Origin of the sequence: Bacteroides sp. An279 (genome assembly GCF_002159615.1) — a bacterium.
GTDB classification, from domain to species: Bacteria; Bacteroidota; Bacteroidia; order Bacteroidales; family Bacteroidaceae; genus Phocaeicola; species Phocaeicola intestinalis.
Genome location: NZ_NFJA01000036.1, coordinates 15,131 through 35,216, shown reverse-complemented (window position 1 = coordinate 35,216; position 20,086 = coordinate 15,131). Strand labels below are relative to the sequence as shown.

Below are 20,086 nucleotides of genomic sequence, written 5' to 3'. Positions count from 1 at the left end.
GCTTGTATTATCGTGACAATGACAAATGACAAATGACAATTAACAAAGTGATGTAACGCACCACGAAGAAGAAAAGAGAATTGTAAATTAAATTATATTATATATATATATTATAATATATATATATATATAATATAATTTATAATGTCGCTCACCTGCCATTAAGGCATTTTCCGGAAAAAGTTAATTGTCATTTGTCATTTGTCATTGTCATCATTATGCTTATATCTTGCATATATCACGCATCTATATGCAAATTCCGGTATATATAGCTCCGCGCGCCCATGCAAATGGTTGCATCTCAGCGGTTTAAACACAACTTGGCAAAAAAATAATTGCCGATTGTCAAATTTCCATTGTCCATTGCCTAATATCCATTGCCAATTGAAAAATTTTTCGTATCTTTGTGGAGTGAATCCTCCACCCACTATTTCCCTCTCCATACCGGCATACGTGCCGAGACGGTGCATGTTTGACAGAGGGGGTCTCTGCGCAAGACAACAACGACCTACCTTGAAAGCAGGTCATCTCTGAGACGAGGTAATTTCAAATTACCCTGTCCCGTGGGATGACCTTGGTTGAAACAAGGTCGTCTATACGTGGGCTTTCCCTACCCACCCTCCGGCAAGTGCCGCGGCGATGCCTGCCGCCACGCTGGCAAGGGTGTAGAGCGCGAAGGCGGCGTAATGCCCCTGGCGGAGCAGCGTCAGGCTCTCTTGGCTGAAGGTGGAGAAGGTGGTGAACCCTCCGCAAAGCCCCGTGGTGAGGAAAAGCCGTGTCTCGTCGGAGAAGCCGAAGCGGGCGGAGAGGGCGTAGAACAGCCCGATGAGGAAGCTTCCCGCCACGTTGACGCCGAGCGTAGCCCACGGGAAGAAAAGAGGAGGGATGCGTCCGTTCATCACCGCCTGCACCCCGAAGCGCATCACGCTCCCGATGCCGCCTCCCAAGAATATGGTTATCAATGCGTTGGACATGTTGTTTATTTACGGTTTTATTATTTACGGTTTTTTTGAAACGCGGATTCACGCGGATTTCCGCAGATTGTATTTTTTATTCATGTAGGGATGTTTGCGTAAATCTGCGTTCCGGCATCCGTTTTCGGGGCGCAAAGGTACAAAAATATAGGCCTTTTTCCGGTGGATTTGAATGAAAAAAGCGGTGCAAATGAAAATAGTCTGCGGAAATCCGCGTGAATCTGCGTTTCAGAAAATAGGTTTCCGCATCTTCTTGTGCACCGTAAAAACCGAATATTTTCGTTGATGTCCTTAAAATTTGTATGGTTTTTCATAGATTTATTGTAACTTTGCGCATCAAAAACAAGGAAAACATCAAAACATACTTAATATGAATATTTCGTATAACTGGCTAAAAGAATACGTCAACTTCGACTTGACCCCCGAACAGGTGGCGGCGGCGCTTACCTCTATCGGGCTGGAAACAGGCGAAGTGGAAGAAGTCCAGTCGATTAAAGGAGGGCTGGAAGGCTTGGTCATCGGAAAAGTGCTGACCTGCGAGCCGCATCCCAATTCCGACCACATGCACATTACGACGGTCGACTTGGGGCAGGGCGACCCCGTGCAGATTGTATGCGGGGCGTCGAACGTAGCCGCAGGGCAAAAGGTGGTGGTAGCTACCTTGGGCACCAAGCTGTATGACGGAGACGAGTGTTTCACCATAAAGAAATCGAAACTCCGGGGCGTGGAATCGAACGGCATGATTTGTGCCGAAGACGAAATCGGCATCGGAACCAGCCACGAGGGCATTATCGTGCTGCCCGATGACGTGGAGCCGGGCACGCTTGCCAAGGATTACTACAACGTGAAGAGCGACTACGTGCTGGAAGTAGACATCACGCCCAACCGCGCGGATGCCTGCTCGCACTACGGCGTGGCGCGCGACCTGTACGCCTGGCTCGTGCAGAACGGGCATGAGGCGGAACTGAAACGCCCTTCGGTAGAGGCGTTTGCGGTAGACAATCACGACTTGGACATCGACGTGGTGGTAGAGAACACCGAGGCTTGCCCGCGCTATGCCGGCGTGGTGGTAAAGAACGTCACGGTGAAGGAAAGCCCCGAATGGCTCCAGGCGAAGCTGAAAGCCATCGGCTTGCGCCCGATTAACAACATTGTGGACATCACCAACTACATCCTGCACGCTTACGGCCAGCCGATGCACTGCTTCGACGCCGACAAGATAAAGGGTGGCAAGATTGTGGTGAAGACCGTGGCGGAAGGCACTCCGTTTGTGACGCTGGACGGCGTGGAACACAAGCTTTCGGACCGCGACCTGATGATATGCAACGCCGAAGAGCCGATGTGTATCGCGGGCGTGTTCGGCGGACTCGATTCGGGCACTACCGAAGAGACCCGCAACGTGTTCTTCGAAAGCGCTTATTTCCATCCTACGTGGGTGCGCAAGACCGCACGCCGCCAAGGGCTGAGCACCGATTCTTCGTTCCGTTTCGAACGGGGCATCGACCCGAACGGCGTGATTTATGCCCTGAAAGAGGCGGCTATCCTGGCGAAGGAGCTTGCGGGAGGTGAAATCGCTTGTGAAATCAAGGATAACTATCCCAGCCCGATAGCCGGCTTCCCGGTAGAGCTTCCGTATGCGTATGTCCGTTCGCTGATTGGCAAGGAAATCCCTGCCGAGGTGATAAAGCGCATCGTTTCGAGCCTGGAAATGGAAATCACGGGCGAGACCGGAGAAGGGCTTTCGCTGGTGGTGCCTCCTTACCGTGTGGACGTGCAGCGTCCGTGCGACGTGGTGGAAGACATCCTGCGCATCTACGGATACAACAATGTGGAAATCCCCACTTCGGTAAAGGCGTGCCTGAGCGTGGAAGGAGCCGAAGACAAGTCGGTGAAGCTCCAGAACCTCGTGTCGGAGCAGCTGGTGGGATGCGGGTTCAACGAAATCCTGAACAACTCGCTCACCTCCGCTTCGTATTACGAAGGGCTGGAAACGTATAAGCCCGAAAACCTGGTGCGGCTGATGAATCCGTTGAGCAACGACCTGAACGTATTGCGCGGCACCCTTCTGTTCGGCGGGCTGGAAAGCATCGAGCACAACGCCAACCGCAAGAATGCCGACCTGAAGTTCTTCGAGTTCGGCAATTGCTATCATTATAATGCCGGAAAGCGGAACCCTGAAAAAGCGCTCGCGCCTTACTCCGAAGAACTGCACATGGGCTTGTGGGTGACCGGCAAGCGGGTAAGCAACTCGTGGGCGCACGCCGATGAGGACTCGTCGGTGTACGAGCTGAAGGCATACGTGCTGAACATCCTGCGCCGTCTGGGCGTGAACTTCGGCGCGCTGGTGTTCGGCACCTTGAGCGATGACATCTATGCCGCCGCCCTGTCGGTGCATACCCGTGGCGGAAAGTTGCTGGCTACGCTCGGCATCCTGCACAAGAAGCTCCTGAAGATGTTCGATATCGAGAACGAAGTGTATTATGCCGACCTGAACTGGAGGGAGCTGATGAAGGCGGTCAAGAACAACGCGGTGACTTACAAGGACATTTCCAAGTATCCTGCCGTGAAGCGCGACCTGGCGCTCTTGCTCGACAAGCAGGTGCAATTTGCCGAAATCGAGAAAATCGCCTACGAGACCGACAAGAAACTCTTGAAACGCGTAGAGCTTTTCGATGTGTACGAAGGCAAGAACCTCGAAGCCGGAAAGAAGAGTTACGCGGTGAGCTTCACCCTGCAGGACGAAAACGCCACGCTGAACGACAAGCAGATAGACAAGCTGATGAACAAGCTGGTGCAGAACCTGGAAACAAAACTGGGAGCGAAATTGAGATAAATTTTTTAGGTAACAAGTTGACAAGGTGACAAGTTGACAAGGTGACAAGTTGACAAGGTTCTGAATACTTATACTTCTCGCGCATTAATTTGTGCATTTTGTATATGCCATTTGTATATGCCATGTAGTAGAGACGATGTGCACATCGTCTCTACAGAAACGGTACGAAATGTTCAAGGAAGTGTACAAATTCATACCGTGCAGGGTATAGAACTATCTAAACCCAGTCCCCTAGTCCCTAGTTACCTAGTCCCTTAAAAAAACAACAACATTTAAAATATATAATCCAATGGGAAGAGCGTTTGAATATAGAAAAGCTACAAAACTGAAAAGATGGGGCCACATGGCCAAAACATTTACTCGTCTGGGAAAACAAATCGCCATTGCCGTAAAGGCGGGCGGACCGGAACCCGAAAACAACCCGACCTTGCGTTCGGTCATCGCTACCTGCAAGCGTGAGAACATGCCGAAAGACAACATCGAGCGTGCCATCAAAAACGCGATGGGCAAGGACCAGAGCGAGTACAAGGGAATGACTTACGAAGGATACGGCCCGCACGGGGTGGCTATCTTCGTCGATACATTGACCGACAATACGACCCGTACCGTTGCCGATGTGCGTTCGGTATTCAACAAGTTCGGCGGAAACTTGGGTACGACCGGTTCGCTGGCTTTCTTGTTCGACCACAAGTGTGTGTTCACTTTCAAGAAGAAAGACGGGCTGGATATGGAAGAACTGATTCTCGACCTCATCGATTACGATGTAGACGATGAATACGATGAAGACCCCGAAGAAGGCACTATCACGATTTATGGTGACCCGAAGAGCTATGCTGCCATCCAGAAGCATTTGGAAGAGTGCGGGTTCGAGGATGTAGGAGGTGAATTTACTTATATTCCGAACGACCTGAAGGATGTGACTCCCGAACAGCGCGAAACCATCAACAAAATGGTGGAACGCCTGGAAGAGTTCGACGATGTGCAGACGGTATATACCAATATGAAGCCCGAAGAAGAATGATTTTTTTCACCACAGATTACACGGATTGTTTAATTAGTAGATGTTGAGAATTAGTTGATTAATGTGTCGGCTCAGAAACGCAGATTAACGCAGATTTTCGCGGATTATTATTCTAATATTTGTTCTTAATCTGCGCTAATCTGCGGAAATCTGTGTTTCTGATAATATCATTTAATTTTGCACACTTACTTAGAATAATCTTTATTAGGAGAAGCTGGATTATGAGAATTGATTATCAGACGGAGGGCACTTGCAGTACGCGCATCGAGGTAGAAGTGGAAGACGGAATCGTGAAAGACGTGCGCTATACCGGGGGATGCAACGGCAATCTGCAAGGCATCAGTGCTCTGGTGAAGGGGATGCCCGTGAGCGAAGTGATAGCCCGGCTGGAAGGTATCCGGTGCGGTTCGAAACCTACTTCATGTCCCGACCAGTTGTGCAAGGCGTTGCGTACGGTAAAAGCATAGTTGTATGAACGTGTTGATACTCAATGCCAGTCCCCGCCCGAAGGGGAACATATCCCGTATGTTGGGCGCGATAGAAGAAGAAGCCGTAAAGGCAGGGATGCAGGTCATGTCGGTCCGTGTTTCCGATTTGCATGTCGCGCCTTGTAAGGGATGCATGGTGTGTCGCACAAAGCAGGCATGCGTACTGCCTGAAGACGATGCCCAGCGTGTGCTCCAGCTCATCGGAGCATGCGATGTACTGGTTATCGGGGCTCCTTGCTATTGGGGCAATATGCCAGGTACGCTGAAGGTGTTGTTCGACCGGCTGGTGTATGGGATGATGGGCGAGAGTCTGCAAGGTATTCCCCAGCCTTTGCACAAGGGTAAACGGGCTATGCTGCTCAGCACGTGCACCACTCCTTTTCCATTTAATGTTTTTTTCCGCCAGAGCCGTGGCACCATTCGTGCATTGCGCGAAATCCTCCGTTGGAGTGGCTTTAAGATCAGCGCCACGCTCGAAGTGGGAGGCACCAAAAAACATCCTGTAAGCGGGAAAACATTGGAGCGTTGCCGCCGGATGATCCGGAAGTTATAAATAGAATGAATGCCGGCATTTAGCCGGCAAGGAGTAAAAAGGGAGTTATTTCAAGGAGTTAAAAGGAGTTAGAAGCCAATACTTTTGTTCATGGAAGCCCTGGCAGGACTATTTGCCTTTAACTCCTGCCGAAGGCATACCTCCTTCTAACTTCTTCTATCTACTGTATATGATGAATAAGAAAATGAAGAAACAATGGTGGGTGACCTTGTCTTTGTGGATTATCGCATGCACATTCCTGCTTTCGGCTTGCGGTGGAAGGCGGTATATGCAAGCGCAGCTATCCGAGGAAGGCGATACCTTGCAGATGGCATACGCGCGCTATCTTACCGTTGTGAAGCATGAGATGTTTACGCAAATTACGGTGCGCAATCCTTGGGATTCTACGCGTATCCTGCACACCTATCTGCTGGTGGACAAGCATCGGGTATTGCCCGAAGGATTGCCCGAGGGCACGGTGGTGCGTATTCCTTTAGAGCGGATGCTGGTTTATTCGTCGGTGCATTGCAGCTTGTTCGGAGAATTGCAGGCACTGGATGCGGTGAGTGGAGTGTGCGACTTGTCGTATATCCGTATGCCTCAAATTCATGAGCGTGTGCGTGCCGGCAGGGTGGCGGATGTAGGGAGCAGTATGAGTCCCGACGTTGAGCGGGTTATTGCCTTGCATCCCGACGGTATCTTGCTTTCACCTTTCGAGAATGGTTCATACGGGCGTATCGGGCAACTGGATGTCCCGTTGATAGAATGTGCCGACTATATGGAGACCTCACCGTTGGGACGTGCCGAATGGATGCGTTTTTATGGGATGCTGGTGGGGAAGGAGCAGGAAGCCGATTCTTTGTTTTCACAGGTAGAGCGGGAGTATGAGGCTTTGCGGCGGTCGGTGGAACAGGTGGAAGAGAAGCCTCTGGTGTTTGCCGAGTTGAAGCAAGGCTCGGCATGGTATGTGCCGGGAGGCAAGAGTACGACCGGTCAGCTCTATGCCGATGCCGGTGCGCGTTATGTATTCGGCTATATCAGCGAGAGTGGTTCGGTACCCTTGTCGTTTGAAACCGTGTACGACCGTGCCCGCCATGCTGATTTTTGGCTCATTAAGTATAACCAGTCGCACGACAAGACCTATGCCGGGCTGGAGCAGGACTATCGGCCATACACGGGTTTTGATGCGTTCCGCCGGAAGACGGTTTACGGATGTAATACCGGGCGCATACCGTATTATGAAGAGTCTCCTTTCCATCCCGAATATGTGCTGAAAGACCTGATAGCCGTTTTTCATCCCGGCTTGTTTCCGGATTACCAGCCGCGTTATTTCACGCCCCTTGAATAAACGTATGAAGAAGAGCACTCTCTATGTCGTGTTACTTGCCGCATCGGTGTTGGCGTTGGCGGTGGCATCCGTTTATGTAGGTTCGGTCCCGATTCCTTCCTCTGCCGTTACCTCTATTCTGCTGGGGGATACTTCTGCCGATGCAGGGTGGAGTTTTATCGTATGGGAGTCGCGTGTGCCTCAATGTATCACCGCTTTGCTTTGTGGTGCCGCATTGGCGGTATCTGGATTGATTTTGCAGACCGTGTTCAATAATCCGCTTGCCGATTCATCGGTCTTGGGCATCAGTTCCGGAGCCAGTTTGGGGGTAGCATTGGTATTGTTGGCAGGCGGCGGGAGTATTGTGGCAGGTCAGTTTGTGCTTTCGGGTTTTCTTTCGATGGTGGCGGGTGCTTTTGTGGGGGCAATGGTGGTGATGTCGGCTGTACTTTTTCTTTCGGTGCTGGTGCGTAGCAATGTGATGTTGCTCATCGCAGGCATAATGATAGGCTATCTGGCATCGTCTGCCATTTCTTTGCTGAATTTCTTTGCTACCGATGAAGGGGTGCATTCTTTTGTTATTTGGGGATTGGGAAGTTTTGGCGGTGTGTCTTCGGTCCAGTTGCCCGCTTTTTCGTTCATAGCCCTTATGGGCTTGCTGGCCGCCTTGTTGATGGTGAAACCCTTGAATGCATTGTTGTTAGGTCCCCGTTATGCTGAAAATTTAGGTATTCGTGTACGCCGTGTCCGGGGTATATTACTGGTGATAGCCGGTTTGCTTACGGCGGTGGTCACGGCATTTTGCGGTCCTATCGCTTTCATCGGGCTTGCCGTTCCTCATGTGGCGCGTATGTTATTGGGTACGTCTAATCACCGCTCTCTTCTTCCTGTGACCTTGCTGGCGGGATGTGCCGTGGCGCTTTTGTGCAACTTGCTTTGCCTTTTGCCTGGCGAGCGTGGCATTCTTCCTTTGGGTGCCGTCACTCCTGTGCTGGGTGCGCCTGTCATTCTTTATGTCTTGGTTCGTTGGCGTAAAGGCTAGCCGGTTATTTCCTTCCTTGAAATCGCATTATTCCTGACGTTCGCGCAAACGTCGGTTTTGTTTTTCTATGTCGTACGAATTTCCTCGTATTTTATCTTTGCGGAAATACTCCTGCCGGCGTATGGAGTCTTCTCTTTGTCGCTGGCGGATGTATTTGGAAAACCGGTCTGTATCGGGAGTTTGTGCAGGTGTGGCTGCTTTCGGAAGGGTATCCGCCTGAACTGTGTGTGTAAGGGTATCGCTGTCTGCCGGTGCATAGACGGGTAGTAAGCGGTAATAAGTAGGAAATTTCAGGCTGTCCTCACGTGTAGGGCGATAATTCTTGTAGGTTTTCCAGGCATTGGCATGTTTACGGTTGTGTTTCAGCATCCGTCCGTGAGGTGTAAGGTTGTTGTATATGAATCCGATGAAATCTAATCCTCCGATAACAACTCCGGCACCTAAAGAGCCTCCGACACGTCCGGAAGCACGGTCGTACATCATGCCCGTCCCTGGCGCAAGACTTTGCCCGTATTCTTCCGGCGAAACGGCACCTGGGTTGAGCTCCCAGTGGATGGTCCATTTTTTTGGGCGTCCCAGTACCAGCACATCATACACGGGGTCCTCGCCAAAGCGTGTCCATATGGTATAAGGTTCGGCACGGATGTATCCTGTGGGTTTCTTTACTTTCGTAGTGTCGATAAGGCTTCGCGGTATGCGCAGGTCTTTCTTGAATTCCATCCAGGGTTGGTTCATCGGATGTGTTTTCAGTTCTTCTTGCGGTTTTTCGATGCCGCTAAAGTCAAACTGTATCATCCGTACCGCTTCTTCATTCAGGCGGATTTCCTTATTCTTTTCCTGCGTTTGGGCAGCCAGCGGAAATGCCTCACTTGATAAGAGTATGACAAGAGTCAGTACTTTCCACTTGATGTTCCATTCTTCGTTCCTCATTTTCGCTTTTTTGTTTTTTCAACGTACTCTTCCTCCCTGCATCCAGCATTTCTGGTAATAGGGTTCATCCAGTGTGCTTACAATAACTCCTTGGCTGGAGCTGGTATGGATGAACCGATTGTTTTTCAGGTAAATGCCTACATGGGTGGCGCGATGTTTATTGCGTCCGTTGTGGAAGAATACCAAGTCTCCTTCACGCAGTTTTCCTTTGCGTATTTTGTGGCAGTTTTCTTTGCGTTGTTCGTCCGAGTTCCGTTCCAGCCGTTTGCGGTATACCTTGCGGTAAATGTTGTAGGTTAGTCCCGAACAATCTACTCCCCTTCGCGAAGTCCCTCCGGACCGATAAGGTACGCCTATCCATTTTGAGGCTTCCACGTACAAGGAATGGTTGTCATCCATTGCGATGTCCATATCCAGCCGGATGGCAGCTTGTGCCAGTTCGCGATAATTGTAGTGTGGAGCGCGTGTGCCGCATGCGGACAGGAGGATGAGCAGGATTGTCCCGATGAGTATATGGATATGTTTGGTCATGTTTCCTTTATTTATTGGGAAACAAATGTAATGAAAATACAAATACAGAGACGTGGAAGGCTCGGTTTTTTCGAGTAATAATAACTAATTATAGTAGAATAAAACGGAATCGTAACACTATTTTGGAATAGAAAGCATACCAGTATTCTCTCTGCAAAAGAAGTTTATCCTTTTCCGATAGGGTAGCCTTCTTTTACAGAGAGCATGTTGTTTATTCCTGTGTCTCGATTTCAAAATAGTTTTCCAGTTCCTGCTTGGCTTCATCATTGATGGGAGTAATGTCGCGGATGATTTTTCCGTGTTCCAGCAGGGCGATGCGGGTACTGATTTCGATGGTGTGTGTCAGGTTGTGGCTTGATACGAGGATGGTGGCTCCTGTTTCCTGGTTGTAGGTATGGAGCAGGTGTTTCAATGCCGATTGTGAACTGGGGTCGAGAAAATTAAAGGGTTCGTCCAGTATCAGGAGTTGCGGTTGGTTGAGCAATGCGGCAAGGATGCCCACTTTTTGCTTGTTGCCCGCCGAGAGGTTCCGGATAAGTTTCTTCTGTCCCAGTATTTCTCCGTTCATAAAGCGTTCGTAGGGTACCAGACGCTGGTCTACGGTTGTCTTGTCAAGGTTACACATCTTGCCCACAAAGTAGAAATATTCTTCGGGCGTGAGGTAATCGATAAGGAAACTTTCGTCCATATAGGCACCGGTTGTGTCTTTCCATGCTTCGCTTTGGTTCACTTCGGTTTCACCGATGTAAACATTTCCTTCGTCTGCTTTCAGCAGGTCCAGGATAAGCCGGAAGAGAGTGGTTTTTCCGGCTCCATTGTTGCCCACCAGTCCGAGGATTTCTCCGCTGTGTATGGTATAGTCGTCTACGTCAAGCACGGTACGCTTGCCATATATTTTCTTCAGATGGTTGATTGTTATATCCATTTTATGAGTTTGAAGTTTTCTGATTGTTTTATCTTGTATTCCTGAATCCTTCCATGTTCCGGTAGCGCCGTGCCATGAATCGTATGTAGATGTTGCGTATCCAGTGAGGGTGGGTAACAAATCCGATTATGCCCATGGTGCACATCACAATGTAACTTGTCGTTGCCCCCAATGCCAGTTCCAGTCCTTTATAGATAACCAGTGGCAGGGTGAACGAAGCGACCAGTATAACGGTCTGATAGGCATTGTTGCCTTGGCGTTTGCCCATCAGTCCCATATTGAGAGGGGCCGTCTTGTCATTGTACACCGCCATTTGCATCACACCGGGGAAGATGACGCCTGCTGTAAAAATCAGGTAAGTCACCGACATGAGCAAGGAGATGCTTCCTCTGAATACCGGTATCAGGCAACATACAAAGGGGATGATAAGAAGGGCACATTGTACGTAGTATTTGGCACAAAGCATATTATAAATACTTTCCCGGCGAACCATCAGCCCGTCGATGTAGTTCCCTTCTATTGCCATCGTCTGTATCAGGGTAGAAAGTCCCATTACGCAATAACAATACAGGCAAATAAAATCGTTCATGAGTCCGTCTCCATATACTTCGAAAGTCAGTGCCAGTGCAAAGAGCACCGTCAGTATGGTGAAACTCCAGAACTGGCTTCGGGGGGTCTTGTTCCGGACGAGCATCTTCAGTTCGAGCCGGATATAATCGCCTACATTTCCGTAACGGTCAAGGAAGCTATAGTCGCTGATGTGTTTGAGGCGGGTATCTTCTACGCGGGAAAGTTCGTTGTAAATAAGGTGTAGCTGCACTTTGCGGTTAAGCATACCCAGCATACCTGCCAGTATCAGGGCGCCGATGAAGGCAAGCGGATTCCACAGGATAAAGGCTTCACCTAAATTCATCGTGAAAGTGCTTACCCAGTGTGTGCCGGGTAAGAACTCAAGTAGGGCAAAGATGCCATAAACAGGCAGGCACCAGCAGATGTAGACAAATTTCTGACGCTTCAATACCCGGATGAGCATGCTCCAATAGCTGTTTGCCACGGTGAGCAGCCAAATGCCGAAAGCATATCCCAGCACTCCTGCCAGTCCGTAGAAACGGGTGACGCTAAGCAGGGCAAAGGGGATGAACAAGAAGAGCCAGAACAGATTGAACGGGTTGGCGGCTTCTCGCAGAAGGAGTGCGGCCATCACTTTCTTTTTGGGTATAGGAAGCAAGAGGAAGGGCTTGATTTCCTGTACTGGAGTAGGGAACAGAAACCTTATCAGAAAATCGAGGGTCAAGACAATGAGCAAACCTTTGTTCAAGATGTGATAAGGTTCCATGTTGGGAAAACTGTCGGAAAAAGCAGCGGGCAGCAATACCCCGAAGAAAACGAGGTATGCTGCCCAAAATGCAATTCCGATATAAATCATTACTTTGGCGAAGCGGTTTTTCTCGAACATCGGATTCCGCTTTTCGTCAAGTTTCTGTATGCGTCGGATATCGGAGTAGAGTGACATAGGCATCCGGTTTTAATTGGTATCGCCCGAAGTCATGCTCACTTCGATGCGGTTCTTTTGTGCCATTAATGTCTTGGCAAATTGCTGGAGGTCGGCATTTGTGATGCCATTCACCAGGTCGGTATATCCGGTGCGTCCGTCCATGCCTTCCCACAGGCTTCCGTAGAGCAGGCTCATCCAGTATCCGTTTTCTTTCTGGTTGGCTTCGTAGGTTTTCAGCATGTATTCTTTTACTTTAGCCAGGTCTTCAGCTTTAGGGCCTCCGGCTATAAATTCTTCGATGCCTTTGTCTATAAGCAGGCTCATGTCGGCACGCTTGGTAGGGTCGGTATCAAAAAAGATTTGTAGCGTGGCTTCTTCCTTCGGATATTTGCTGAGGTTGCCTTGTACGCTTACGCCATACGATGCTCCTGCTTCTTCGCGCACGGTCTCGGTATATTTCATTGTAAGCAGTTGCGAGAGCATACTCATCATCAGTTTATTCTTCAGGGTATATTCGCATGTGCCGCTTTCTACGATAATAACGGTTGCTTTTTGGGTTTGCAGGTCTTTGTGGAAGATGTTTTTCCACTCTCCCTTGCGGATGTCCAGCTTCGGGTCACGGAAGTTTTCCTTACGTCCCGTCGATGGCAAACCACCCAGATAAGTCTCGATGAGTGGAGTAGCGGTAGCAGGATCGATGTTGCCCACGAAAATGAAGGTAAAGTCGCTTGCATCCTTGAATCGGTCGCGATACATTTCCATTACTTTCCCGTAGTCTATCTGGTCTACCTTGTCGGCCTTGATGCGTGCGGCACGAGGATTATCACCATATAACACTTTGGTTATTGTGTCACTCAACGCCGTGTTCGGGTTTGCTTCCTGATTGGCAAGTTGAGCTTTCAGCCGGTTCTTGAATGATTCGAAAGCTGCCTGGTCGGTGCGTGGAGCGGTGAACGACAGGTAGGTGAGCTGAAGCATTGTCTCAAGGTCTTTCGGGGCACAACTTCCGTTTACGGCTTCGGTCAGGGTACGTACAGATGCTGATGCCGAAGCTACTTTTCCCGCCAATATTTTTTGGAGGTCGATGGCACTGAAGTTGCCCAGACCGCCCAAAGATACGACTTCATCGAGTACGGCGTATTGCAGGGCATCCTCATCATCGAATAGGGAGTTCCCTCCAGCACTGAACGATTGCATCCGGATTTCATCTGCCTTGAAATTGGTAGGCTTCAATACCATGCGTACCCCGTTGCTTAATGTGAGAATTGTTGATTCAAATGGTCCTTTTTCTGTATTTGTCACTTTGCCTCCAGTCGGTTTTTCTTTCATCAGTGGCTCGTCAGAAGTCTTGTCGACATAAGGTTCCAGTTTTTCAGCATTTACTTCTGCCAGTACCTTGCGGATGCTTTCCTCGGTGGGATATTTCATTCCTTCCTTGTCAGGGCAGAACAGGCATACTACCCGGTTGGTGTCGCTTACCTGTTGCTGGTAGAGTTGGTTCACACTTTCCAAGGGGATGTTGGGTACCAACTGGTTCATCATTGTGTATTTATATTCTACACTGGGGATAGGCTCTCCATCAATAAAATTAGATACGTATTGGGCTACGAACTGATTGTTTTTCATTTTATCGCGTTCGTTGTACACGTTTTCCAGGTTGCTCAGGTAATCGGCTTTTGCCCGTGCATATTCACTGGCGGTGAATCCGAATCGGTGTGCGCGTTCGATTTCTCGCATCAGAGCTTTCAGTCCGCTTTCTATTCCATCTTCTTTACAGATGGCAACACCCGTAAATGCCCGTTTTGTCTTGGCAAGGATAAAGTCCATGTCTTGCGCTCCGGCATTGATGAAGGGTGGGGTAGCAGTGAGTAGAAGTTCTTGCAAGCGGGCGTTCAGCATGTGACTGATGGCATAGTCCATAAATGAATAGGCAAGGTATCCTACGGTGTTCTTCATTTCTGCAGGGAAAGGTTCATGTTTGTGGAATACCATGACTTGGTTGATTTCCTGTTCCTTGTCTTTGTTGATGGACACGATGGTTTCTTTATTGTCGGGCACTGGATAATGTACTCGTTCTGCGGGGTTGGCAGGCATTTGGATGGGACCGAACAGGTTCTTGATTTTCTGTTCTATCTGGTCTACGTTCACGTCACCTACTACGATAATGCCTTGTTGGTCGGGGCGGTACCATTTTTCATAATAGTCGCGCAACGCCTGATAAGGGAAATTGTCTACAACTTCCATCGTTCCGATAGGCAGGCGATAGGCATATTTGCTTCCTGCAAAGATGGTAGGGAAAGCAGTTTCGTACATACGCATCATGGCTCCGGTACGTGTACGCCATTCTTCGTGGATGACTCCGCGTTCTTTATCTATTTCTTTAGGGTCGAGAGTGAGGTCGTCTGCCCAGTCGTGCAGGATAAGGAGGCACGAATCGATGATGCCTTCACGGATGACAGGTACATCGTTGATGTTATATACCGTTTCATCGATGGAAGTGTAAGCATTCAGGTTGACACCGAATTTTACACCGATGGATTCCAGGTATTCGCGTAGTGAGTTTCCCGGAAAGTTCTTGGTACCATTGAAGCACATATGTTCAAGGAAGTGTGCCAGTCCGCGCTGGTTGTCTTCTTCCAAAATCGAACCTACTTTTTGTGCAATGTAGAAGTCTGCCTGTTTTTCGGGCAGTTCATTATGACGGATGTAGTAAGTCAGTCCGTTTTCCAGCTTACCTGTTCTTACATCAGGGTCGGTGGGAATAGGCGGCATTTGTTGTGAAAATGCTGTAGCCGCACTTCCTATCAGGAAAGCGGCAATCAGTGTCTTTCTGTAAAAGTTCTTCATTGTGGTAAGTTTTTATGAGTTTGCCACAGATTACACAGATGCCTTCTGGTGGTTTGCCTGTGTAATCTGTGGTGAAAAAAGCATCAAAGCAAGCCGTTGGCCGAAAGGTATCGTTCGGTTTCTATGGCGGCTTTGCATCCGCTTCCGGCCGCAGTGATGGCTTGCCGGTAATGGGGATCGGCAACATCACCGGCGGCGAACACGCCCGGCACACCTGTGCGTGGTGTTCCTGCTTCGGTCAGGATATATCCTGTTTCGTCAGTTTTTATCCATGGTTTGAATATGTCCGAATTCGGTTTGTGACCGATGGCAAGGAAAAATCCGTCGATAGGTACATCGTAACGCTCTTCATCGGGTTCTCCCATGCGTTTTACTACGTGCATTCCTTCCACACCGTTTTCACCATACAGACCTATGGCATTGTGTTCGAACAGCACTTGGATGTTAGGATGATTCAACACACGTTCTTGCATAATCTTGGAAGCGCGTAAATAAGGTTTGCGTACTACCAGATAGACTTGTTTCGCCAGTCCGGCAAGGTAGATAGCCTCTTCACAGGCGGTATCGCCTCCTCCTACTACGGCTACGGTCTTTTTCCGGTAGAAGAAGCCGTCGCATGTGGCGCAGGCGCTTACCCCCATGCCTGCATATTTCTTTTCGTCTTCCAGTCCCAGATATTTAGCGGTAGCTCCGGTGGCGATGATGGCGGTATCGGCGGTGATTTCTTTTTCATCATCTGTCCAGAAGTGGTAAGGAGCCTGGCTTAAGTCTGCTTTGACGATGATACCAGAGCGGATGTCTGCCCCAAAACGGGCTGCTTGCCGGCGCAGGTCATCCATCAGTACCGGTCCGGTCACTCCTTCGGGATAACCCGGGAAGTTTTCCACTTCAGTCGTAATGGTGAGTTGTCCTCCGGGTTGGATTCCTTCGTAAAGTACCGGTGCGATGTTGGCGCGTCCGGCATAGATAGCTGCCGTATATCCGGCGGGTCCTGATCCGATAATCAGGCATTTTACATGTTCTGTTGTCATATTCTTTTGATTGGTTTAATGAGATTATTCAATTCTTTTAATGAAACAAAGATAGTGTATTTTGCCGAAGTGACCAAACAATCTAAAAAACTGTTTCGTATGGACACGGAACTATATGGATTAAGCTATGCATTCAGCTACATGCGCCGGTGCATATATATTCGTTTCCTTCCTTAAGAGTCTTGATTATTGGTTGTGCAGGGTGTGGAAACAGTTTTTTCATCGCATGTCAATTACTTCCGCCTGTGGGTATTTTTTCGCATCGAAACGGAATGTGTCGTTGGTATAGGACATTCCGGTCTGATAGTCGAGTATGCGGAATTCTTGGGTTTGTCCACTGGCCAGTTTGACGGTGATATAGAGAGGCTGATAGTTTTCGGAAAGGAAAAGCACTACCGATTCGATATCACCTTTTTGGCGGGGGGTAAGGATGATTTCGTTGCCTTCTTTACCTCGTATGGTATGCTTGCCTCCATAGCGGCAATGGAAAAGCCGGTTGTAAGAGTTTATCAAAGCGTATGGATTGATGCTTTGCAGTTCGTCGGGGGAGGGGGTAGAGACGGTCACTTCTTCGTTTTGTTCCACATAACTCCATTGGGTAGTTCCGTCGAACCAGCTTTTTACGCCTCCACATTCCAGGTAGAAACATGTTCCTTTCAGGGCGAGGGTTCCTTGTTGGCTTCCCCCGAACCGGATGCTTATTCCGCCGGATTTCTGGTAAGCAGTGGCGGCTTTGCTTAAGATGGATTGGGCACGGGTGTCTTCGTTGGCTTGCAGGTTTACAGATACCAGTAAGGCTAGCAAGCAGGAGAAAAAGATACGTTTCATCATATTTATGAAGTTTTGGAATACCGCAGGTTGCATGTGCCGGAAAGAACGGTTAGGGCAATCATGCAATCTGCGGTTGGTTTTAATTTTTCAAATTGTTCATGCGCATGGCAAGGTCGTTTTCGTCCATGCAGAGCACTTCGCGTGCTTTGCTTCCATTGGCAGGACCTACGATGCCGGCACGTTCCAACTGGTCCATGATACGTCCGGCGCGGTTGTATCCGATGGAGAACTTGCGTTGGATGAGTGAGGTGGACCCTTGCTGGTGGTAGATGAGCAGGCGGGCAGCTTCTTCGAAGAGTGGGTCGAGCCGGTTCATGTCTACGTCGGCACTGCTTCCTCCTTCTGTGTCGTCTTCTACTTCGGGCAGCATGAAAGCGGTGGGATATCCCTGTTGGTGGCTGATGAAATCGACTATACGTTCTACTTCGGGCGTATCAACGAAGGCACATTGTACACGTACAGGGTCGTTGCCTTGCAGGTAGAGCATATCGCCTTTACCGATAAGCTGTTGTGCACCAGGACGGTCTAAGATGGTACGTGAGTCCATCATCGATGCTACGCGGAATGCTACGCGTGCAGGGAAGTTTGCCTTGATGGTTCCGGTGATGATGTTTGTAGTAGGCCGTTGGGTAGCGATGATGGCATGGATACCGACAGCACGTGCCAGTTGGGCAATGCGGCAGATAGGAAGCTCGATTTCCTTGCCGGCGGTCATTATCAGGTCACCGAACTCATCGATAATGATGACGATATACGGCATAAAGCGGTGTCCGTTTTCAGGGTTCAGCTGGCGGTTGATAAACTTTGCGTTGTATTCCTTGATATTACGGCATCCTGCTTTTTGCAAGAGGTCGTAGCGGGTGTCCATCTCGATACAGAGCGAGTTTAAGGTTTGCACCACTTTGGTTACATCGGTGATGATGGCGCTGTCCGAGTCGGGCAACTTGGCAAGGTAGTGCTTTTCTATCGGTGCATAGATGGCAAACTCTACTTTTTTCGGGTCGACGATGACGAATTTCAGTTCGCTAGGGTGTTTCTTATATAATAAGGAGGTGACGATGGCGTTCAATCCTACTGATTTACCTTGTCCTGTAGCACCAGCTACCAGCATGTGGGGAGCTTTTGCCAGGTCGACAATGAAAACATCGTTGGTGATGGTTTTTCCCAAGGCTACAGGGAGTTCGAATGTAGTGTCTTGGAATTTTTTACTGTTCAATATAGAGCTCATTGATACGATGCGCGGGTTGGCGTTCGGCACTTCAATACCGATGGTTCCCTTACCCGGAATAGGAGCGATGATACGGATGCCCAGTGCCGAAAGGCTCAGGGCGATGTCATCTTCCAAGTTGCGGATGCGGTTGATGCGTACTCCTTCGGCAGGAGTGATTTCATACAATGTAACGGTAGGGCCTACGCTGGCCTTGATGGAACTGATTTCGATGCCAAAGCTTCGCAATACCTGGATGATACGGTCTTTGTTGGCATTTTGCTCTTGCATATCAATGGCAGGGGTGTTGTCGTTATACGAATTGAGCAGGTCGAGTGTCGGGAAGTGGTAGTGTTCCAGATCCAGCCGCGGATTGTAAGGCTGGTCTAGCGATCCACGTTCGTCTTCCTGTTCTTCTTCTTCTTCGGGAGTTTCTTCTATTTCGAACGTGGGCTCTTCGGTCGTTTTTGCCTGAGTTTTCTGATGGATTGTCCCGGCTTCGGCTATTACCGTTTCATCGGGTTGTTTACGCATTTCGGTAGCATAGGCTGGCGTTGTGTTGTCTGCCTGGCTTTCTATGGGGTCAAGTTCTATTTCTACCGGCTGTTCGTCTTCTTTTGTGCCGGTGGCATCTGATGTGTTGTCGGGCGTATGGTGCAGGGCAGTGTTTTCCGTATCGGCCGGCTGTTGGGCAGCTTCTGTAGGGAACGCTTCTTTTCTTTTGTTCCGTTTCGGAAGGGCTGGATGGAAAGCTTTTCGTACTACTTGCATCGTTTCACGGGTAAAGAAAATGCCGATGAGTACCAAGGTAACCAGCAAAACGAGGATAAGTCCTGGTGCACCGATTTGGGAACAAATCCATTGGCTCACATTATATCCGTGCAATCCTCCAGGATAGAGGAAAGAGTCTTGAAACGTGCCTCCGAAGGCAAAGCCTAAAGTGACGGATAGCCATACCATTAATATGGAGCAGCTTACGAACCATTTCCATACGGTGAACCGGTAAGCTTTCATCAGCCTCATGCCGCAGACAATGAGGAACACCACAATAAAATATGCCGAAATCCCGAAACAATCGTTTATAAGGAATTGCGAAAGTTGGGCTCCGCGTGCTCCGGCATAGTTTTGTATGCCGTTCTGGGTTTCGAGCAATTCCCCGGGATCTGGATGTGCCAGGATACTTTGGTCGTTTCCTCCGGTAAAAAAGAATGAGCTGAATGCCAGTAGCATATAGACACCGAATATGACACAAAGCAAGCCGAGGATGAAGTGTATGGTTTCGCCTTTTATGGCGGTAAGCATCTTTTTGGGAAGGATGTTTTTCTCTTCGTTTTCTTTTGTTTCTGTCTTTTTCTTCATAATGTTATAGCAAAATGGTAAAAATCAATCGCAAATGTACGAATATTTTTTTGTATTTTTGTGCCGCAATCAAGTTTCGTTATGAAAAAGAATTTATCAGTCGTTTACGATAAAAATACAGTCGAGTTTGTAACGGTGGCTGCAGAGTTTTGTGGCTTCCTCGAGCGTGTTGGTGAAATAGAACATCCTGAGTTCGTGGATAAGGTGTTGAAGTTGCTTCCGTTGCTCTATCTGAAAGCATCAATGCTTCCGGAACATGCCGTGCGGATGGATGAGTTTGACCCTGAAGTTTTTGTAACCGAAGGTGATTACGAGCGTGTGCGTGCCGGTGTGGCATCTTTGATGGGGAGACATGATGATTACCTTGAAGTGTTTGTAGAGGATATGGTATATAGCGACACGCCTATTCATCAGACCATATCAGAGAACCTTGCCGATATTTACCAGGCGTTGAAAGATTTTGTGTGCGTGTACCGTTTGGGATTTGACCAGACGATGAATGATGCATTGGTGATTTGTCGCGAAGGGTTTGCAGAGTTCTGGGGGCAGCGTCTGGTCAATGTCATGCGTGCCTTGCATGATGTGAAATACAATACTGCTTCCGGGCAGGAGGATAATGACGGCTATACGGGAAATGATTTGTACGGTGGGCTTGAAACCGATGATGATGGTTCGGGCGACCGTTGGGAGTGAGAAAAGCATGTGAGAACTCA

Annotated in this window: 16 protein-coding genes; 7 read left to right on the top strand and 9 right to left on the bottom strand. The window is 49.0% G+C overall.

The features are described 5' to 3' along the window. Positions 1–593: 593 nt before the first annotated feature. Positions 594–974 carry a fluoride efflux transporter CrcB gene (crcB, locus tag B5F78_RS08260; RefSeq protein WP_013616800.1) on the bottom strand — a complete coding sequence of 127 codons (381 nt, stop codon included), beginning with the start codon at positions 972–974 and terminating at the stop codon, positions 594–596. Between the two features lie 370 nt (positions 975–1,344). On the opposite strand from crcB, the gene pheT reads away from it, so the two are divergent. The 6 genes from pheT (at position 1,345) to B5F78_RS08230 (ending at position 8,217) form a co-directional block, all read left to right on the top strand. Continuing rightward, entirely contained in the window at positions 1,345–3,807 is a 2,463-nt protein-coding gene (pheT, locus tag B5F78_RS08255) for a phenylalanine--tRNA ligase subunit beta (RefSeq protein ID WP_022039353.1), read from the top strand. Between the two features lie 289 nt (positions 3,808–4,096). After that, positions 4,097–4,828, top strand: a complete 732-nt coding sequence (locus B5F78_RS08250; protein ID WP_022039352.1) for a YebC/PmpR family DNA-binding transcriptional regulator — start codon at positions 4,097–4,099, stop codon at positions 4,826–4,828. A gap of 221 nt (positions 4,829–5,049) precedes the next feature. Beyond that, a complete protein-coding gene (locus tag B5F78_RS08245; protein WP_022039351.1) occupies positions 5,050–5,295 on the top strand; it encodes a TIGR03905 family TSCPD domain-containing protein in 246 nt (81 codons plus the stop codon). Positions 5,296–5,299: 4 nt separating this feature from the next. Further along, positions 5,300–5,869: a flavodoxin family protein gene (locus tag B5F78_RS08240; protein WP_087406472.1), complete on the top strand. Its 570-nt coding sequence runs from the start codon at positions 5,300–5,302 to the stop codon at positions 5,867–5,869. A 172-nt stretch (positions 5,870–6,041) separates the two neighbouring features. Continuing rightward, on the top strand, positions 6,042–7,196 hold the full coding sequence (locus B5F78_RS08235) for an ABC transporter substrate-binding protein (RefSeq protein WP_430746794.1): 1,155 nt from the start codon (positions 6,042–6,044) through the stop codon (positions 7,194–7,196). A gap of 4 nt (positions 7,197–7,200) precedes the next feature. Beyond that, complete coding sequence (locus B5F78_RS08230; protein WP_022039348.1) at positions 7,201–8,217, top strand: iron ABC transporter permease; 1,017 nt, start codon at positions 7,201–7,203, stop codon at positions 8,215–8,217. Positions 8,218–8,244: 27 nt separating this feature from the next. Here B5F78_RS08230 and B5F78_RS08225 read toward each other — a convergent pair whose 3' ends face one another. The 8 genes from B5F78_RS08225 to B5F78_RS08190 form a co-directional block, all read right to left on the bottom strand. Further along, positions 8,245–9,147 carry a hypothetical protein gene (locus tag B5F78_RS08225; RefSeq protein WP_022039347.1) on the bottom strand — a complete coding sequence of 301 codons (903 nt, stop codon included), beginning with the start codon at positions 9,145–9,147 and terminating at the stop codon, positions 8,245–8,247. Between the two features lie 18 nt (positions 9,148–9,165). Continuing rightward, positions 9,166–9,678, bottom strand: a complete 513-nt coding sequence (locus B5F78_RS08220; protein WP_087406474.1) for a C40 family peptidase — start codon at positions 9,676–9,678, stop codon at positions 9,166–9,168. Positions 9,679–9,889: 211 nt separating this feature from the next. Beyond that, entirely contained in the window at positions 9,890–10,603 is a 714-nt protein-coding gene (locus tag B5F78_RS08215) for an ABC transporter ATP-binding protein (protein WP_087247410.1), read from the bottom strand. 28 nt (positions 10,604–10,631) lie between these two features. Further along, the gene (locus tag B5F78_RS08210; RefSeq protein ID WP_087406470.1) at positions 10,632–12,116 is read right to left on the bottom strand and encodes a DUF5687 family protein; all 1,485 of its coding nucleotides are present in this window, start codon (positions 12,114–12,116) and stop codon (positions 10,632–10,634) included. A 12-nt stretch (positions 12,117–12,128) separates the two neighbouring features. Beyond that, positions 12,129–14,945, bottom strand: a complete 2,817-nt coding sequence (locus tag B5F78_RS08205) for a M16 family metallopeptidase (protein ID WP_087406469.1) — start codon at positions 14,943–14,945, stop codon at positions 12,129–12,131. An 83-nt stretch (positions 14,946–15,028) separates the two neighbouring features. After that, positions 15,029–15,976 (bottom strand): thioredoxin-disulfide reductase, encoded by a 948-nt coding sequence (gene trxB, locus B5F78_RS08200; RefSeq protein WP_087247406.1) that lies wholly within the window; start codon positions 15,974–15,976, stop codon positions 15,029–15,031. 219 nt (positions 15,977–16,195) lie between these two features. Next, complete coding sequence (locus B5F78_RS08195) at positions 16,196–16,807, bottom strand: LolA-like putative outer membrane lipoprotein chaperone (RefSeq protein WP_225226170.1); 612 nt, start codon at positions 16,805–16,807, stop codon at positions 16,196–16,198. A gap of 79 nt (positions 16,808–16,886) precedes the next feature. After that, positions 16,887–19,373, bottom strand: a complete 2,487-nt coding sequence (locus tag B5F78_RS08190) for an FtsK/SpoIIIE family DNA translocase (RefSeq protein WP_087209413.1) — start codon at positions 19,371–19,373, stop codon at positions 16,887–16,889. 81 nt (positions 19,374–19,454) lie between these two features. On the opposite strand from B5F78_RS08190, the gene B5F78_RS08185 reads away from it, so the two are divergent. Next, positions 19,455–20,066 carry a DUF5063 domain-containing protein gene (locus B5F78_RS08185; protein WP_087406468.1) on the top strand — a complete coding sequence of 204 codons (612 nt, stop codon included), beginning with the start codon at positions 19,455–19,457 and terminating at the stop codon, positions 20,064–20,066. The last annotated feature ends 20 nt before the right edge of the window (positions 20,067–20,086 follow it).

Coding starts and splice junctions, on each gene's coding strand:
- crcB (WP_013616800.1), bottom strand. CDS start 974: ATGTCCAACGCATTGATAACCATATTCTTGGGAGGCGGCATCGGGAGC.
- pheT (WP_022039353.1), top strand. CDS start 1,345: ATGAATATTTCGTATAACTGGCTAAAAGAATACGTCAACTTCGACTTG.
- B5F78_RS08250 (WP_022039352.1), top strand. CDS start 4,097: ATGGGAAGAGCGTTTGAATATAGAAAAGCTACAAAACTGAAAAGATGG.
- B5F78_RS08245 (WP_022039351.1), top strand. CDS start 5,050: ATGAGAATTGATTATCAGACGGAGGGCACTTGCAGTACGCGCATCGAG.
- B5F78_RS08240 (WP_087406472.1), top strand. CDS start 5,300: ATGAACGTGTTGATACTCAATGCCAGTCCCCGCCCGAAGGGGAACATA.
- B5F78_RS08235 (WP_430746794.1), top strand. CDS start 6,042: ATGAATAAGAAAATGAAGAAACAATGGTGGGTGACCTTGTCTTTGTGG.
- B5F78_RS08230 (WP_022039348.1), top strand. CDS start 7,201: ATGAAGAAGAGCACTCTCTATGTCGTGTTACTTGCCGCATCGGTGTTG.
- B5F78_RS08225 (WP_022039347.1), bottom strand. CDS start 9,147: ATGAGGAACGAAGAATGGAACATCAAGTGGAAAGTACTGACTCTTGTC.
- B5F78_RS08220 (WP_087406474.1), bottom strand. CDS start 9,678: ATGACCAAACATATCCATATACTCATCGGGACAATCCTGCTCATCCTC.
- B5F78_RS08215 (WP_087247410.1), bottom strand. CDS start 10,603: ATGGATATAACAATCAACCATCTGAAGAAAATATATGGCAAGCGTACC.
- B5F78_RS08210 (WP_087406470.1), bottom strand. CDS start 12,116: ATGTCACTCTACTCCGATATCCGACGCATACAGAAACTTGACGAAAAG.
- B5F78_RS08205 (WP_087406469.1), bottom strand. CDS start 14,945: ATGAAGAACTTTTACAGAAAGACACTGATTGCCGCTTTCCTGATAGGA.
- trxB (WP_087247406.1), bottom strand. CDS start 15,976: ATGACAACAGAACATGTAAAATGCCTGATTATCGGATCAGGACCCGCC.
- B5F78_RS08195 (WP_225226170.1), bottom strand. CDS start 16,807: ATGATGAAACGTATCTTTTTCTCCTGCTTGCTAGCCTTACTGGTATCT.
- B5F78_RS08190 (WP_087209413.1), bottom strand. CDS start 19,373: ATGAAGAAAAAGACAGAAACAAAAGAAAACGAAGAGAAAAACATCCTT.
- B5F78_RS08185 (WP_087406468.1), top strand. CDS start 19,455: ATGAAAAAGAATTTATCAGTCGTTTACGATAAAAATACAGTCGAGTTT.